Below are 16,206 nucleotides of genomic sequence, written 5' to 3' on the forward strand. Positions count from 1 at the left end.
GGTAAGTCCGGTCGTCGCCCACCACCTAGCCAGTCGGCCACCCCACGTTCCAATCTAGTCCTCGGCAGACAACGGAAGCACCGAGAGGACATCAGCGACGTGGTTTCCTACGAACGACCCGAGCCCGAGGAACCGGTGGGATCCGCCCCCCGATCGGAAGACCACCGGGACTCCTCCGGGGAGTTCGCCGGGAACAGCCACGGTCGGATGTGGTGTCGCGACGTCAACCACACGCCGCGCAGCCTCGAGGTGCTCGTCAACCGGGACAGGGTGGTTCTCGCCGGACCGCCCGGTGCGACCGCCGCGTTGACGACCGACCGGGCCGGTCGGTTGGGTTCGGCGCTGCGGTTCGCCGCTGACCAGGCGAGAAAGTGACGGTGACGTACGGTGGACACGATTCTGGGACAGGTTCTGCGCGACGCGGTCTGGGAACGGCTCGATGTGCTCTCCGAGCTGGCTAACCGCGCGGACGCGCCGTCCCTGCTGTCCGTGGCACGTTCGGAGCTCCCGCGCCTGACCGCGGGATGGCGGACGCTGCTGACCGCGCACGAACCGGACGAACGAGGGAACTGCCCGGAGTGCTCGACGTGGCTGCGCCAGCGCAAGGCACCCTGCGCCGTGTGGCGCTCGGCCTACGAGCACTTGGTGGCGGGCGGCCTCGCACCCCGTCCCGCACGGCACCTGCGACCGGCGCAGCAGCTGCGCCGTGCGGCGCCGGTGCCGTAAAAGCAGGCGGGCCGGGTTCCGCACGCCGTATCCCCCGAACCGGCGGCGGAACCGCTGCCCGTCCGTTGACCGGTGGTCGGCATGACGTGCCCCCCGACCACGGACATGCCGACCATCGGTCTCCTCCCCCGTCCCGGCCCGAACAGGCGGGCCGGGCACAACCGAACACAGAACCCGGTGGCCACACGAGGTCTCCCCGCCTCCCTCCCCGTTCCTCGTGTGGTCTCCCCCGACTTCCGCGAGCCGGTGCCGATGTTTACTCCCCTCCCCCGAACCGGTACCGGCTTGCGGATCCCAGCCGCTCCGTCACCGAGAACCGACACACGAAACACCCCGTGGGTGACGGAGCTATCCCGGAATCCCGGCACTCGTTTCCCCCCTGGCGAGTGCCGGGATTCCGGTGTGCCCGGGGTCGGTCCCACCGGGACGGTGGCCGGAGCGTCTCCGCACGGAAGGACTACCTGCGCCGCAGTCTCGCCCGGGAACGCAGTCCCACGTCCAGCCGCGTGCCCTCCGCCCGTGAGCCGCGTGGCAGGGGTTCGGTGTGCTGGGCCGGGACCATCATCAACGGTTGACGCCTGCCCAGCAGGGGGGAGTAGGCGGGCACGAAGCCCTGGTCGATGAGGGAGACCGCGAAGTCCACCGCCACATAGCCACGCGTGTCCAGCACCCCGGTTCCCTGCCAGGGCAACAGCCCGGACCCACCCAGATAGGTGAATCCGCAACGTCCTCTGGTGACCGCACTGACCGTCAGCCGGATCCGGGGGCTGAACAGCTCCTCGTAGCCCAGCTCCTCGTCCACCCGCATGGTGGACAGATACCGGATGGCGTTGTGCCAGGCGCGGCGCAGCACCGCCACCCTGGCCTGACGTGTCTCCGGGGAGATGTGCGTGTCCACGAGGTTGTACACGTCGGCGTAGACCGCGCGCGCCCAGCCGAGCCGGTCCGCTCCGGCGGGCACCGGAACCGGCACGGAGTAGACCATCGACATGACCATCTCCCGGAACAGGCCCAGTGAACGCGCGGTGCCGCGCTCCGAGGCCCCCTCCCACCGCTCGGCCCGCTCCTGGACGCGGTCGAGCGTGCGCAAGGGGTTGTCGGTGATGTCCAGGTCGGCCACGGCCCGTTCCAGGGAACTCCGGAAGCTGCGGAACAGCTCGGGACGGCGGGACAGCACGGCCGACCCCAGTCGTTCCCGGGCCACGGCGTCGATCTCCCGGATCGAGACGGACCCGTCGAGGCCGACCAGTTCGGCGTACTCGCCGAGCTTGCGGGTGTAGGCCCGGGTCAACGATCCCGGTCTCGGCCGGAAGTGCCTGCCGTCGGTGAGCACGTTGATGCGCAGCCCCGGGGGGTACACCCGTCGGGCGGCCTGTTGCAGTTCGCGCAGCCGGACGAGCCCGCCGAGCTCGGCGATGTCGGGCAGCGGCCCGTAGGCCTTCAACCGGTTCAACGACTGCTTCACCGGAAAACCGAGCAGCACCACGTCGATCGGTTCGCCACGGGCCACGGGACCCCCCGCGTCCCGCAGCATGTCGGCCAGGACGTAGTTGGAGCGGGAACCCTTCAGGAACTGTTTGCGGGTGAACACGTGGTGCAGCGCCCCGAGGGTCCGATACCTGCGCTGCTCACTGTTGTCCGCCTCGTGTACGGCGAACCTGCTCAGCGCCCCGCGCGCGGTCCGCTCGGCCGCCGAGTCGGCGTCGTCCACCACCGAACGCACCAGCGCCTCGGTCTCGGAACCACTCAGACGCACCGCCCAGCGCTGGGCCGAACGGTTCTCCCGCAGCGCCGCCACCTGGAGTTCCTCCAGCGAGTGGGTGTTGGACAGCACGGGATGGCGCCGTTCCGGTCGCCGGCGGGGAGAGGTCTCGAAACTGTCGATCGCCGGAACCCGCCCGGTCCCGGCACGCGCCGCCAGGAGTCCTTCGGCACTTCCGTTCCGTTGCCTCGGCAGCCTCCTGCCGGAGGACAGCGCGACCACGAACGCGCCGTGGGGGTCGACGGGCGAGCGGAGTTCGGCGGCGAACCCGTCGTCGAAGACCGCCACGACCTCGCCGTGCCCCAGTTCGCGCAACCGACGCACCGTCCATCCCGCCAGGGACTCCACGGTCGGTTCCGGGACGTGGATCAGGTCGGCCTCCGGCACCCCGGTCTCGTCCAACACCCTCCGGACCCGGTCGCCGTCCCGCTGACCCGAGACGCAGAAAACCACCCGGCCTCCGGCGTCGCGGACGTCCCACACGAAACGGGGAAGACCGCTGTGGACGGTTCCGCTCCACGAAGGGCCGAGGGGGAGGGGCGAGGCCCGGGGATCACCGGGGACCGTCCCGACGGACCGTCGCCGGGGGGAGGAGTCCGGGGTGACCAGCCCGCAGGAGGCGAGGTCGATCACCACCATCGGCTGTGGGACGTCCCGGTGCCAACGGCGTGCCCTGGTACGTTCCTGCACGGTGTGCAGCACCCGGCGCAACAGTTCGTCCTGCTCGGCGGGCACGGTGTGCACGAAACCGCTCAGCGGATGCCGACCGGACAACACGTCGGCGCTGTCGGCCTCCAGGTCCCGGAGTTCGGTGGCCACCACGTGGTGCACCGCGGAACGGACCTCTCCCGGGCGGAGTCCGTCCCCTCGGGAGTCGAGCCGTTCGAAGGCCCCGGCGAGGGTGTCCAGGGTCCGTGCCAGCGCGCGCATCCCCTTCCGCACCTCCCCGGAGGTGACGCGGTTGGCCTCGCGCACTCCCACCGAGGGGGTGAACACGATCCTGCCGGTGGCCTGCAACTCCGGGGACAGTTCCACCGCGAGGGTGTCGGCACGTGGGGTCAGCAGCAACGAACGCGAGTTCTCCAGCACCAGCCGGAAGGCGCGCAGCGGGGGGCGGACGAAGTGTTCCAGGAAGTGGTGCAGCGCGTTCTGCTGACGTTCGAAGCGGTTGCTCAGCACCTCCCCCAACAGGCCCGCTGGCAGGGCCGAGCCCGTCTCCAGGAACGCGGGGACCGTCACGGCGAGGGTGCCGCCCGGGAAGTCCGGGTGGGCCGGCAACGGCTCGTGGAAGGCGGGCGCGGCGCCCCGCCCGGATCCGGTCCCGAGCGTGGCGCAGTGCATCCGCAGTATCGGGTCCGCACCGACCATCTCGACCAGCCGCCACCATTCCCGGTCCGGGGGTCCTCCGTTCGTGGAGATGGTCCGGGGGTCCAGCGAGGCCGCCAGCCGGGCCAACCAGGTCCGGTCGCGGATCCTGCGCGTGCTGCGCAGTCGGATCAACATCCGATAGAGCTGACTCCAGGTGGGACGCGTTCCCAACGGGATTCCGCTGCCCGCCCCTTCGCCCACCAGCCAGGTCCGCCGGTGGTGCCGGACGAGGCGCAGCCCGTAGTCGCCACAGGCCAGTACGGAGTTCGCTTCGTCCACGTCGAGGGGCCACGTCCCGAAGGGCCGTACGGTAGCCGTGTTCTTCTCGGGGCCGAGCCGGGGCCGACCGTCCAACGGGTATCTCCTTGCTCTTCCTCGGACAACGCGCGGAGTGTCCGGCCTCCGCGGGTGAACCGCCCGGTTCGGGGACCACCGGGCGAGGAAGCACGTGCACGAACCGCCCGCGCGGGCACTGTTTCCGATGCCTACGTCGCCGCCGCACCGGCCGCACGGACACACGCCGGTCCGTGGGGGGACGGGCCGGGAAACTCGGGTGACGACGTCCACGGCCAGAGGACACCACGAGTCACCCCGGAATTACGAGAGCGCGCCGACGGAGAGCGTGCGCGGCCCGGCCGGGCACCGCCGGGGTGTCGGTCGGTCCCGACGGCGAGCTCGGATGTCGTGGAGCTTCTGCTGTGGAACCGCTCCGGAATGCATAATCGCGGGAAACTCTCCACAGGCTCCGATGGAGGAACAGACACGGGAATTCACCGCCTTCGACGACCGAAAATACCGCCGTTCCGGGGAGAACCGTCCCCTGCTCACCCTATTGACTGACACTCTGAAGGGCCGCTCACCAAGCATGATCGCCGCAAGAGCGCGAGACTGGGCAAGACGTGGCGTTTGCCGGGCGGTCCCGGCGGCGCGTCTCGGACCAGGTTCGTAAGGATTCCGGAGTTCGGACAAGACCAAGGAGACATCTTGCCCACCGAAGCAGCCCCGTTGCGCCGCAAGCCAGTACAGCAGCGCAGCGCCCAACGCGTGGAACGCATGTTGGAGGCCTGTGCCCAGCTCATCGACGAGGTGGGCTACGACGGTCTGACCACGACACTGATCGCCGAACGGGCCGGTGTCGCCGTCGGCTCGTTGTACCAGTTCTTCCCGGACAAACGCGCGGTGGTCCAGGAGCTGACGCTACGCAATCTGGAGAAGTTCGTGCAGGCCGTCTACGAACGACTCGACCGCACCGAACTCGCGCACTGGTGGGACGCCGTGGACACGGTCTTCGACGTCTACCTGGGAATGCACCGGGAGACTCCGGCCTTCAGCAAGCTGCACTTCGGCGACGTGGTGGACCTGCGGCTGCTGCACGAGGACAAGGACAACAACGCGGTGATCGCGGAGAAACTCACGAACCTCATCTCGGAGCACTTCGGGATGAGCCCCTCGGAACTGGAGCTGCCGCTGTCGGTGGCGGTGGAGGCCGCCGACGCGGTGCTGCACCTCGCCTTCCGCCGTGCCCCGATGGGCGATCCCACGCTGGTCAACGAGGCACGGGAGTTGGTTCGTGGTTACCTGTCCAGTCGTATCTCGGAGGGTCAGCCGAAGGACCTACCCTCTCCGCGGTAAGTCGGCACCGCGGCGACCGCCCGATCCCGGCCCGGTCCGTACGACTCGATCAGGTGATACTCGTCGAACCTCTCGGCCGGTTCCCCCGCTTTGGCGTGTCGGAACCACACCCGATCGCCGACACGGAGCGCGGAGGCGGCACCGCCGACCAACGGGGTCTGCACCTCACCGGCCCCCTCGGCTCCGGTCAGCCGCAGTCCCGCGGGAAGATGGGGGGTCGGCAGGCGGTCCCTGCCCGGTGTTCCCGAGGCGAGGTACCCTCCGGCGAACACCGTCGCGCTGCGTCTGCCGGGACGACGGACCACCGGCAGCGCGAACAGCACCGCGGGAAGCGGGCGGAACTCGCGGTAGAAGTCGAACAGGGTGGGGCCCACCAAGCCCGAACCGGCGGCGACTTCGGTGACCGCCCGCTCCCGCACGGTAGTCTCCAGGCTGCCGGTTCCCCCGCCGTTGACGAACTCCAGGGGTCCCACCTCGGTGACCGCCTCGACCACGGCGGCCCGCCTGTGGGCGAGTTCCTCCGCCGAACGGCGTCGTATCCAGCGCACGGCAGCCGCGCGCAGCGGCTGACCGGCCGGACGGTCGCCGAGCCCGGCGATCTGCCCCTCGTAGAGCAACAACCCGACCAGGCGCAGCCCCCTCCGTCGTGTGATCTCCCGGGCCAGTTCCCGCGCGCGGCGGGGCGAGTGCACCGGTGAACGCAGCGGGCCGACGCGCGGCCCGCCGTCGCTCCAGCTGTCGGAGAGCGCCCGCGGCCACACCTTCGCCAGGGGACGCCATCCCGCGTCGACCTCCAGGCACACCCTCAGGCGTCGACAGCGCGGGGTGGCCTCCTCGATCAGCTCCAGGTGCTCGACGGAGTCGACGGTGAGGGTCACCGCGGCGGCGGCGCCCGGGTCGTCGGCCAGTTCGGCCAGCGCCCGCCGGTCCACGGTCGGATAGGCCACCAACAGGTCCTCGCTCAGCCCACGGCGGTACAGCCACAGTGCCTCCGGCAGGCTGTAGCACATCAGCCCGGTGAACTCGGGACGGCGCGTGACCCTGTGGATCAGTTCCGGACAGCGCAGGGACTTCGTCGCCACGCGTATCGGGACGCCCCGGGCCCGCTCGGCCAGGCGGGCGGCGTTGTCGTCGAAGGCGGCCAGGTCCACCACCCCGAAGGGCGGCTCCAGCCCCGCGGTGGCCGCGTCGAGGCGGGCCGCCGAGGTGGCCACGGGAGACGCTGTGGACGGGTACACGTCCTCACGGTAAGTCCCCACCCCTTGTTATGCGAGAGATATTCACTTAATTTTTCGCCAAACGGAACGCCGCGACACGGTTGCGCCACGGATCTCCTCGTGTGCTCGGATCCCCCGGAGGGCTGCCACGACGCTCGGGGCCCCGCGCCGAGCGCCCGGGACAGGTCCGTCGACGAAAAGCGGCCCCGACGGGCGAACACGAAGGACGGTTCTGGCCATGACACTCGACAGGTGGTCCAACTGGGCGGCCACGGCCACCGCCACCGGACACCACACGACACGCCCGCGCACCGGCGCGGACATCTCCCACGCCGTGACGTGGGCACGCCAGGCCGGACACAGCGTGAAACCCCTCGGCACCGGCCACTCGTTCAGCGACATCGCGGCCCCCACCGCCCCCGGTGGCAGGAGCTCCGCCGTGGCCCTGGACCTCACGGAATGGTCCGGCATCACCGATGTGGACCGCACCAACCTGCTCGTCACCGTGCGCGGCGGCACCCCACTGCACCGGCTCAACAGCGCACTGGACGAGCTGGGACTCGCCCTGCCCAACCTCGGCGACATCGACCGGCAGACCGTGGCCGGCGCCGTGTCCACGGGCACCCACGGAACGGGGGCGGGGCTGGGCGGACTGGCCACGGCGGTACGCGCGCTGGACCTCGTGCTCGCCGACGGCTCCTGGCTACACTGCTCCCCCGAACAAAACCCGGAGGTGTTCGACGCCGCCCGCGTCGGCCTCGGCGCGCTGGGCGTGCTCAGCACAGTGACCCTGCGCTGCGTACCCGCGTTCGCGCTGGGCGCCGAGGAGACCCCCGAACCGCTGGACGAGGTGCTGCGGAACTTCGACGAGAACGCCGCGAACAACGACCACTTCGAGTTCTACTGGTTCCCGCACACCACACGTGCGCTGGTCAAACGCAACAACAGACTGCCCGAGTCCGAACCCACCCGACCGCTGCACCCCGTGCGCTGCTGGTTCGAGTACAGCGTGCTGGAGAACGGCCTGTTCGGGACGGTGTGCCGGATCGGACGCCGGTTCCCCCGCCTGGTTCCGGAACTGACCGGACTGTGCGCCTCGTTCTGGTCCGGACGGTCCTACAGCGACACCTCGCACCGGGTGTTCGTCACCGGCAGACGGGTGCGCTTCGTCGAGACCGAGTACGCCCTGCCCCGCGAACTGCTACCCGACGTGCTGGCCGAACTCCGCCGGAAGGCGGGGCGGCTGCGCCACCCGGTGATGTTCCCCGTGGAGGTGCGCGTGGCCACCGGCGACGACGTGTGGCTGTCCACCGCCTACGGCCGGGACACCGCCTACGTCGCGGTGCACCAGTTCACCGGGATGCCCTACCGGGAGTGGTTCGACACCTTCGAGCGGATCGCCCGCGCCGCCGGAGGAAGGCCGCACTGGGGGAAGATGCACAGCCTGTCCGCCCCCGAACTCGGTGAACGGTATCCGCGCTTCTCCGACTTCCTGCGGATCAGGGACCGGCTCGACCCGGAACGGGTCTTCGGAAACCCCCACCTGGAACGCGTGCTCGGCGGATAGACCGGTGGACACCATCGTGGCCGTGTCCGGCATCGGCTTCCGCGTTCACGACGTCACAGCGAAGTCGCACGCCCCACCGAGAGCCCGCCCCGGTGCCGGAAGCACCGGGGAGTCACAGGGGACAACCGGTGGTCGAGCCGAGGTCGCGGCGACACAGCGGAGGCCGCCGGACGCGGATCACCCCCAGGAGGGTGCCGGTGCCTCCGTGGCGAGCAACTGGTCGTAGACCACCTCGTTCACCCAGCGGGACACCGCGGTCTGCCGCGTGGACGCGGAGTCCTCGAAGCTCCTCCCCTCCAGCTCCGTACGGATCCCGTCCTCGTCGACGCTGAGCACGGCCACTCCGAACTGCCGGGCCCGCATCAGGCAGGACGAGACGAAACCGTCGCGGTCGCTCACCCGACGCGGCACGACCAGTGCCGCGCTGGTGAACCGCGCGAACGGCACGGCGGCGGTCAGCGCGCTCCTCCAGTGCCGTGCCGGTGCCAGCACCCCGGAGACCCGGGCCGCCGCGGGCGGGACCCGGTCTGCCATCTCCGGCCACACCCAGGTGGCGATCTCCGTCCGGTCCAGCACGGGTTCGCTGCCCAGACACACCCGCTCGGCGTGGGCGTCCGGGACCAGCTCGGCCACCGGCACGATCCGACGCCCGAGCAGGCGCATCGCGGGAAGCACGCTTCCCGTCCACCCCAGTGCGTCGACGGCCAGCTCAGCCAGCCGATCCACCGAGAAGGGCAGCCCGTGGGCTCCCGTCTGGCACAGGTCGACCTGTCCGTTGCCACGGCCGTCTCTTGCGATGTGTCCCGGTGTCGCGGTCACTTTCCCGCCTCCAAGGTGCTTTGCGCGAAATACGGAGCCGAACCGGGCGACGCCGCGGATGCGATGGATCCGGCGCGCCGAGCGACGTTCGGCGAACTCTGCACGTGCATACGACTAGAACAGCTACGAACGGTTTGTTCGCGCTTCCTTCGAGGTCGCTGCGACCGACGGAGGTCAAACGTCGGTGGCCGGTCGGCGAGCGGTCCGGCCCCTTCGGTCGGGCTTGACCGCCATTCGGGTGAAGCGGCGGTTGAGTGTCCCGAGGACTCCCACCGGGGAACCCACCAGGCCTGCCCACCCGGAGAGAGGCTCCCCTCCGGCGTCCGCTAACGGTTCTCCCCCTCCAGCTGCCTGCCGATCGCCTCGGCGGCCGGAGTCAGGATCCTGGCCAGTTTGGTCACCTCGGCCCGTGCGCTCTGCACCACCAGACCCAGTGCCGCGACGACACCCTCCCCCTCCCACACCGGCACGGCCACCGAACAGCTGCCGACGGTCATCTCCTCGGCCGTACGGGCGAAACCACGCTGCCGTACCCGCGCCAGTTCCCGCACGAGCCTGCCCGGCTCGGCGATCGTGTAAGGGGTGTGCCGCGCCAAGCCGCGCGCGCAGTACTCCTGCACCACGGCACGCGGCGCGTGTGCCAGCAGCACCTTGCCCACGCCCGTGGTGTGCAGCGGGAGACGCCCACCGCTGCGGGAGACGATCGGTATCGAACGGTGCCCGCTGAGCTTCTCCACGTAGACGGCTTCCAGGTCCTGCCGTACGGCCAGCTGCACATTGGCCCCGGTACGTTCGTGGAGCTGCTGCATGTGCGGTAGGGCGGTGCCGCGCAGTCCGGTGTGCACCGGGGCCAGCAGCCCGATCTCCCACAGCCGCAGCCCGATGGCGTACCTGCCGTCGTGCTCCCGCTGGAGCGCTCCCCAGCTCTCCAGTTCACCGACCAGCCGGTGGGCGGTGGCCAGCGGGATCCCGGCACGCTGGGAGATCTCCGTGAGCGACAGTCGCGGAGACTCGGCGTCGAACGCGCTCAGCACACTGAACGCGCGCCCGGTCACGGTGCGCCCGGGTTCTCTGCTGTTACCCGCCATCGGCCGAACCTCTCCTCCCGGAGCAAGCCTGTGCCGGGCAAGATACCGCCGACGGGCAACGGGATCCCCGCTCTTCCGGGATCGGGCCGGACACGAACCGTCGTTCGGGACCGGCCGGCGGAAGGCCGTGTTCATGTCACTGTGGACACTCAACCTCTCCCGGCCGCCTCCGGACGGGCCCCGGCCCCCACCTGCGCCGGTCTGCCCGCCCCCAGCGCCGCGACCGAACCGGCCAGACAGACCACCATCAGCATGACCAGCGGCACCGACCATCCACCGGAGAGCTCGTGCAGCACCCCCATCAGCAGGGGACCGACCGCGGCCAGCAGGTACCCGACGGTCTGGGCCAGGGCCGACAGCCGGGAGGCCACGGCGGAGTCGGCCGCCCGCAGGCCGAGCACGCTCAACGCGAGTCCGAACAGCGCCCCCATGCCGAAACCGAGCACCACCGAGCAGACCCACATCCAGGAAAGCGGGGCCAAAAACACCCCGAGCAGCCCGAGTGCCGAGACCGCGAACAGTCCCACGGCCGGAACACGCTGCCCCCGCGCACGCCCCACGAGCAACGGCAGGGACATGGCCCCCACCGCCTGGACCAGTGTGGACACCGACAGCACCAGCCCCGCCTCGGTGGCCGACATCCCCCTGTCCCGCACCACGGTCGGCAACCATCCGAAGACCACGTAGGCCAGCAGCGACTGCAACCCCATGAAGGCGGTCACCTGCCACGCCAACGGACTGCGCAGCACCTCGGTGAATCCGCCGGTGGACTCGTCCGGACGGTGCCGTCCGGCGCCGAGCACCAGCGGCAGCCAGACCAGCGCGGCCAGCACCGCCAGACCCGCCAGCACCAACAGCGGCACCCGCCAGCTGTGACCCGCGGCCCGCATCAGCGGCACGGCGAACGCGGCCGCGGCACTGCTGCCCAGGGTGAGGAACACCGTGTACATCGAGGTGACCAGGGTCACCCGTTCCGAGTGCTCCCGCTTGATCAGGGCGGGAAGGGTCACGTTGGCGATCCCCACGGCGGCACCGACCACCACGGTCCCGCCGAACAACGTGACCACCCCCGGACCGGCCCGGAGCAGGCTGCCCACCACCAGCAGGGGGACGCACACGGCGATCACGCCCTCGTCCCCCAGACGTCGACGGATCACGGCGGCCCCCGGAGCGAAAACCCCCAGGCACACCACCGGAAGCGTCGGGAGCACACCGGCCGTCGCCGGGGAGAGCTCCAGATCGGCGGCGATGTCCGGCAACAGCGCCCCGGCGGCGGTGAAGGGCGGACGCAGGTTCAGCGCCAGCACCGCCACGGCCACCAACAACCACACCGAACGCACCACGGCCTCCCCCGTCGGGTGACACCAGTCCCGACTGTCCACCCCATCACGAAACGCGGACACGGGGAACGGAAACACCCACTCATCCCACCTGTTGCGACGAGTGGGGGACGAGGCGCCACGGAAACGTCACGAAAACCACGCTCGGAACGGCAGGTGCGCAAACCACGCTCCTCCACCTCGCCGAGCCTCGGTTCGGCCACCCCGAACCGGGCATTCGGCACAATGGTCCCGTGGTGATCACTCTGTCCCTGCTCGGCGGCCTGCTGTTGATCGCGGTGATCATCGCGGCCAACGGGTACTTCGTCGCCCAGGAATTCGCGTTCATGACCGTCGACCGGGCCAGGTTGGAGGCCCAGGCCGAACAGGGTGACCGGATCGCGGACCGGATGCTGCGGGTGACCCGTCGGACGTCGTTCATGCTCTCCGGCGCCCAGCTGGGAATCACCGTGACGGGCCTGCTGGTCGGTTACGTCGCCGAACCCCTGGTCGGCAGCGCCGTGGGAGAACTCCTCGGCGGCGCGGGCGTGCCCTCGGGCGTGGGCATCGCGATCGGCACCGTGGGGGTGCTGGTGGTGTCCACCTTCGTGCAGATGCTGTTCGGGGAACTGTTCCCCAAGAACCTCGCCATCGCCCAGCCCTACCGACTCGCGCGGTGGCTGTCGGCGTCCACGGTGCTCTACATGCGCCTGGCGGGTTGGCTGATCTGGTTCTTCGACCGTGCCTCGACCGGGTTGCTGCGGCTGTTGCGGATCACACCGGTGCACGACGTCGAACACGCGGCCAACCCCAGGGACCTGCAACGGATCGTGACCGCCTCCCGACAGGCGGGAGAACTGCCCGGCGAACTCTCCCTGCTGCTGGACCGAGTGCTGGACTTCCCCGAACGGGACGTCGAGCACGCCCTGGTACCACGTTCCCAGGTGGACGTGCTCGGCGACGACACCACGCTCGACGAGGTGCGCCGGACCATGAGCCGGGGGCACTCCCGTTATCCGGTGCTCGACGGCGAGGACGAGATCGTGGGGGTCGTGCACCTCGTCGACGTGCTGGAGGCGATGGCCGGGGAGGACACGGGAGCCGACCGGCGCCCCGTCACCGGGATCGTCCGCCCCGCCACCATCCTCCCCACCCTGATGTCGCTGCCCGACGCGGTCACGACGATGCTGGAGTCCCGCGACAGGTTGGCCTGCGTGGTCGACGAGTACGGCGGCTTCGCCGGGATCCTCACGGTCGAGGACCTCGCCGAGGAGCTGGTCGGTGAGCTCACCGACGAACACGACGTCGACGAACGCCCCCACCTGGTCTCCACCGGAGACGGCGGGCAGTGGCGGGTGCGGGGTGACGCCCCCCTCGACGAGGTCGAGCGCGAACTCGCCCACCCCCTTCCCCGGGGGGACTACGAGACCGTCTCCGGTCTCGTCATCGCCCACCACGGGGCGCTTCCCGAAGAGAACACGGTGGTCGAGGTCCGGCTTCCGAACGACCCGACCGAGCTGGCCCACGAGCGGCACCCTCCGACCCGGACGCTGCGGGCCACCGTCCTCGAGGTCGAGCACCACGTCCCCGCGGAACTGGTCCTGGAACTGCACGAACACGGCTCGGAGACGGACCCCTCCGAGTCCGACGACCGGTCGAGCCCCGGCTCCGGTCACGAGGAGTCCTGATGTACGGCCCCTGGACGGCCACGCTGACCACCGTCGCGATCATCACGGCCAGTGCGCTGTTCGTCTCGATCGAGTTCGCCACCATCGGCGCGCGGCGAACCCGCCTGGAGGAGCGGGCGACCACCAGCCGCGCGGGTCGAGCGGCCCTGCGCAACGCCTCGGAACTCTCGGTGCTGCTCGCGGGCTGCCAGCTCGGCATCACCGCCTGCACCCTGGCGCTGGGCGCGATCACCGAACCGGCCGTGGAACACGCGGTGGAACCCGTGTTCGCCGCCTTCGGCCTGCCCCACTGGCTCAGCGGCACGATGGCGTTCGTGCTCGCGCTGCTGCTGGTGACCTTCCTGCATCTGGTGGTGGGGGAGATGGCACCCAAGTCGTGGGCGATCACCCACCCCGAGCGCTCTGCCGTGCTGCTCGCCGTGCCCATGCGCGGCTTCATGTGGCTGTTCCGTCCCGTGCTGACGCTGCTCAACCGTGCCGCGAACGGACTCGTCGAGGCGCTCGGGGTGCGACCGGTCGAGGAGGTCTCCATCGAACAGGGTCCCGACGAGCTGCGCCAACTCGTGCGGCACTCCGCCGAGAGCGGCGACCTCGACGCCTGGTCCTCCGACCAACTGGCGGGTGCGCTCGAACTGACCCGACTGCGCGTCGGGGACCTCACCAGCGAGGAGCCGATCGTGGCCGTGCCCCGCACGGCCACCGTCGCCGACGTGTGGACCGCCAGCCGCGAGTCCGGGCACCTGCGGGTTCTCGTGGGGCCGCCCGAAGCGCCCACCGGGCTGGTGCACGTCCGCGACACCCTCACCCTCGCCGCAGGTCGGCCCCTCGACGGCCTCGTCCGGGACTGCTCCGCACTGGAGTCGAACACCACCGTGCTCGACGCCCTGTCCCGGATGCGACGGACCAGTACCCAGTTGGCCCTCGTGCGCACGGGCGGGCGAACGGTCGGAGTGGTGACCATCTCGGACATGTTGAAGGGGCTCTTCCCTCCGCGCACGGCCCGGGAAACCGGTGGGGCGTAGGCCCGCCTCGGGAGCCGAGCGGGCGGAAGGCGGGCTTGGAGGGTTCCGCAGCGGCCGAAACCCCGAGAGCGAAGTTTCTACTGTGACCGCGAGCCGATCCAGCGACAACACCCTCCACTGGGGAGGGACAGGTGAGACATCCCACCACACACGAGAAACCGGGGAGAGCCCCACCGACGGTGGAACTCTCCCCGGTTACGTCCTGCGGACCAACACCGACCGTGTCGGCGGTCCCTGGTGGGCGAGGGGGGATTTGAACCCCCATGTCCTTTCGGACACACGGACCTGAACCGTGCGCGTCTACCTATTCCGCCACCCGCCCGTGGCTGTTGTCGACGACTCTACACCATCCCGATCCCACCCCCGAAACCGGGGGGTGTTCCGACTGAAGGGACAATCGCCGGAGCGACGAGCCCGTACAATCGGTCCGGGACCACGTGTCGTGATCGACGTTCCCAGGTTAGCACGGCACGTTCGGGTGGAACCGCACAGGGGCCACCCCGGAACCGACGTAGTGGCTGTAACGGCTCGTCGCCCCAGATACGATGGGCCGCAGGAGTCGAGAGTGTGGAGGGATTGCCGTGGGCCTCGTGCAGCGCTTCGAGCGCAGGCTCGAAGGCATCGTCGGCAATAGCTTCGCGCGCGTGTTCGGCGGCAAGGTGGTCCCTCAGGAGGTCGCCCAGTCCCTCCAGCGGGAGGCTGAGCTACAGGTCCGTGAACTCGCGGGCGGCAGGCTGCTCGCCTGCAACCACTACGTGGTGCAGTTGAGTCCCACCGATCACGAACGACTCGTGGAGGACGAGAGTCGGGTCACCGACCTTCTCGCCGACTGCGTTCAGGAGCATCTCACCGAACAACGGTGGGACACGTATGGTGACGTCGTAGTCTCCCTGGAGCGCTCTGAGACGCTGCACACGGGACAGTTTCGAATCAGTTCGTCCGTCGACCCCGACGTAAGCCGACGGCCGGCAACACCTCGTACCGCAGGAGACCGACCCATGAGTCAGCCACCAGGCCAATATCCCCAGGGGGATCCGTACGGCCAGCAGGGGCAGTACGGCTACGACCAGGCCCAATACGGGCAGGACCCGAACTTCCCCTACGGTCAGCCCGGCTACGACCAGGGCTACGGCCAGCCCGGTGGTGCGTACCCACAGTCCGGTGGCTTCCCCGACCAGGGCTACGGACAGCCCGCACCCCCGCCACCGCCACCGGCCTACGGACAGCCCGGCTACGACCAGGGCTACGGCCAACCCGGCGGTGCGTACCCACAGTCCGGCGGCTTCCCCGACCAGGCCTACGGACAGCAACCCCCCGGATACGGGCAACCGCCCGCCTACGGGCAACCCGGCTACGACCAGGGCTACGGACAGCCCGCACCCCCGCCGCCGCCACCGGCCTACGGACAGCCCGGCTACGACCAGGGCTACGGCCAACCCGGCGGTGCGTACCCACAGTCCGGCGGCTTCCCCGACCAGGCCTACGGACAACAGCCCCCCGGATACGGCCAGCCCCCGGGGTACGAGCAGGCCTACGCCCAGCCGCCCGGCTACGGCCAGCCCCAGCCCGGCGGTGCGTACCCACAGTCCGGCGGCTTCCCCGACCAGGCCTACGGACAGCCCGCACCCCCGCCGCCGCCACCGGCCTACGGACAACCCGCACCCCCGCCTCCCGGCCCCGGCGGCTACCCCGACGCCGCCCCCCGACAGCTGACCGCCACCCTGCAACTCGACGACGGCTCGAACCGCTCGTACACCCTGCAGCACGGCAGCAACGTGATCGGGCGCGGCCAGGACGGACAGTTCCGGTTGCCCGACACCGGTGTCTCGCGCAGGCACATCGAGATCCACTGGGACGGGCAGGCCGCCATGCTGGCCGACCTCGGTTCCACCAACGGAACCACGGTCAACGGCACCCCGGTGCAGACCTGGCAACTGGCGGATGGCGACGTCATCCGCATCGGCCACTCGTCGCTGGTGTTCCGGGCGCACGGGTGAC

12 protein-coding genes and 1 tRNA gene are annotated in these 16,206 nt (G+C 70.3%); 7 read left to right on the plus strand and 6 right to left on the minus strand.

Going from position 1 to position 16,206, the window contains the following annotated elements; all coding sequences use genetic code 11:
- Positions 1 to 99: 99 nt before the first annotated feature.
- Together ACTMO_RS0118080 and ACTMO_RS0118085 are read left to right on the plus strand one after the other, a co-directional pair.
- Positions 100 to 375 (plus strand): hypothetical protein, encoded by a 276-nt coding sequence (locus ACTMO_RS0118080; RefSeq protein ID WP_019856090.1) that lies wholly within the window; start codon positions 100 to 102, stop codon positions 373 to 375.
- A gap of 12 nt (positions 376 to 387) precedes the next feature.
- Entirely contained in the window at positions 388 to 726 is a 339-nt protein-coding gene (locus ACTMO_RS0118085; RefSeq protein ID WP_019856091.1) for a hypothetical protein, read from the plus strand.
- Positions 727 to 1,183: 457 nt separating this feature from the next.
- On the opposite strand, the gene ACTMO_RS0118090 is transcribed toward ACTMO_RS0118085, so the two are convergent.
- Positions 1,184 to 4,210: an L-tyrosine/L-tryptophan isonitrile synthase family protein gene (locus ACTMO_RS0118090; protein ID WP_019856092.1), complete on the minus strand. Its 3,027-nt coding sequence runs from the start codon at positions 4,208 to 4,210 to the stop codon at positions 1,184 to 1,186.
- A gap of 630 nt (positions 4,211 to 4,840) precedes the next feature.
- On the opposite strand from ACTMO_RS0118090, the gene ACTMO_RS0118095 reads away from it, so the two are divergent.
- Positions 4,841 to 5,488 carry a TetR/AcrR family transcriptional regulator gene (locus tag ACTMO_RS0118095; protein ID WP_026449374.1) on the plus strand — a complete coding sequence of 216 codons (648 nt, stop codon included), beginning with the start codon at positions 4,841 to 4,843 and terminating at the stop codon, positions 5,486 to 5,488.
- Here ACTMO_RS0118095 and ACTMO_RS0118100 read toward each other — a convergent pair.
- Complete coding sequence (locus ACTMO_RS0118100) at positions 5,458 to 6,726, minus strand: alanine racemase (RefSeq protein WP_245556238.1); 1,269 nt, start codon at positions 6,724 to 6,726, stop codon at positions 5,458 to 5,460. The genes ACTMO_RS0118095 and ACTMO_RS0118100 overlap by 31 nt on opposite strands.
- Positions 6,727 to 6,943: 217 nt before the next feature.
- On the opposite strand from ACTMO_RS0118100, the gene ACTMO_RS0118105 reads away from it, so the two are divergent.
- Positions 6,944 to 8,272 carry a D-arabinono-1,4-lactone oxidase gene (locus ACTMO_RS0118105; protein WP_019856095.1) on the plus strand — a complete coding sequence of 443 codons (1,329 nt, stop codon included), beginning with the start codon at positions 6,944 to 6,946 and terminating at the stop codon, positions 8,270 to 8,272.
- A gap of 177 nt (positions 8,273 to 8,449) precedes the next feature.
- On the opposite strand, the gene ACTMO_RS0118110 is transcribed toward ACTMO_RS0118105, so the two are convergent.
- The 3 genes from ACTMO_RS0118110 to ACTMO_RS21460 form a co-directional block, all read right to left on the minus strand.
- Entirely contained in the window at positions 8,450 to 9,091 is a 642-nt protein-coding gene (locus ACTMO_RS0118110) for a hypothetical protein (RefSeq protein ID WP_019856096.1), read from the minus strand.
- Between the two features lie 326 nt (positions 9,092 to 9,417).
- Positions 9,418 to 10,179, minus strand: coding sequence for an IclR family transcriptional regulator (locus ACTMO_RS0118115; protein ID WP_019856097.1), 762 nt, complete (start codon positions 10,177 to 10,179; stop codon positions 9,418 to 9,420).
- Between the two features lie 149 nt (positions 10,180 to 10,328).
- Positions 10,329 to 11,519 carry a CynX/NimT family MFS transporter gene (locus ACTMO_RS21460; protein WP_051099370.1) on the minus strand — a complete coding sequence of 397 codons (1,191 nt, stop codon included), beginning with the start codon at positions 11,517 to 11,519 and terminating at the stop codon, positions 10,329 to 10,331.
- A gap of 233 nt (positions 11,520 to 11,752) precedes the next feature.
- Here ACTMO_RS21460 and ACTMO_RS0118125 point away from each other — a divergent pair, with 233 nt between their 5' ends.
- Both ACTMO_RS0118125 and ACTMO_RS0118130 read left to right on the plus strand, forming a co-directional pair.
- Positions 11,753 to 13,186 (plus strand): hemolysin family protein, encoded by a 1,434-nt coding sequence (locus ACTMO_RS0118125; RefSeq protein ID WP_019856099.1) that lies wholly within the window; start codon positions 11,753 to 11,755, stop codon positions 13,184 to 13,186.
- Complete coding sequence (locus ACTMO_RS0118130; protein WP_019856100.1) at positions 13,186 to 14,208, plus strand: hemolysin family protein; 1,023 nt, start codon at positions 13,186 to 13,188, stop codon at positions 14,206 to 14,208. Before ACTMO_RS0118125 ends, ACTMO_RS0118130 begins: the two co-directional genes overlap by 1 nt.
- A gap of 235 nt (positions 14,209 to 14,443) precedes the next feature.
- Here ACTMO_RS0118130 and ACTMO_RS0118135 read toward each other — a convergent pair.
- Positions 14,444 to 14,530: transfer RNA gene (locus ACTMO_RS0118135), tRNA-Leu, on the minus strand.
- 259 nt (positions 14,531 to 14,789) lie between these two features.
- On the opposite strand from ACTMO_RS0118135, the gene ACTMO_RS0118140 reads away from it, so the two are divergent.
- Positions 14,790 to 16,205 carry an FHA domain-containing protein gene (locus ACTMO_RS0118140; protein WP_019856101.1) on the plus strand — a complete coding sequence of 472 codons (1,416 nt, stop codon included), beginning with the start codon at positions 14,790 to 14,792 and terminating at the stop codon, positions 16,203 to 16,205.
- Position 16,206 lies beyond the last annotated feature (1 nt).

It is taken from the genome of Actinopolyspora mortivallis DSM 44261 (assembly GCF_000384035.1).
Classification (GTDB): domain Bacteria; phylum Actinomycetota; class Actinomycetes; order Mycobacteriales; family Pseudonocardiaceae; genus Actinopolyspora; species Actinopolyspora mortivallis.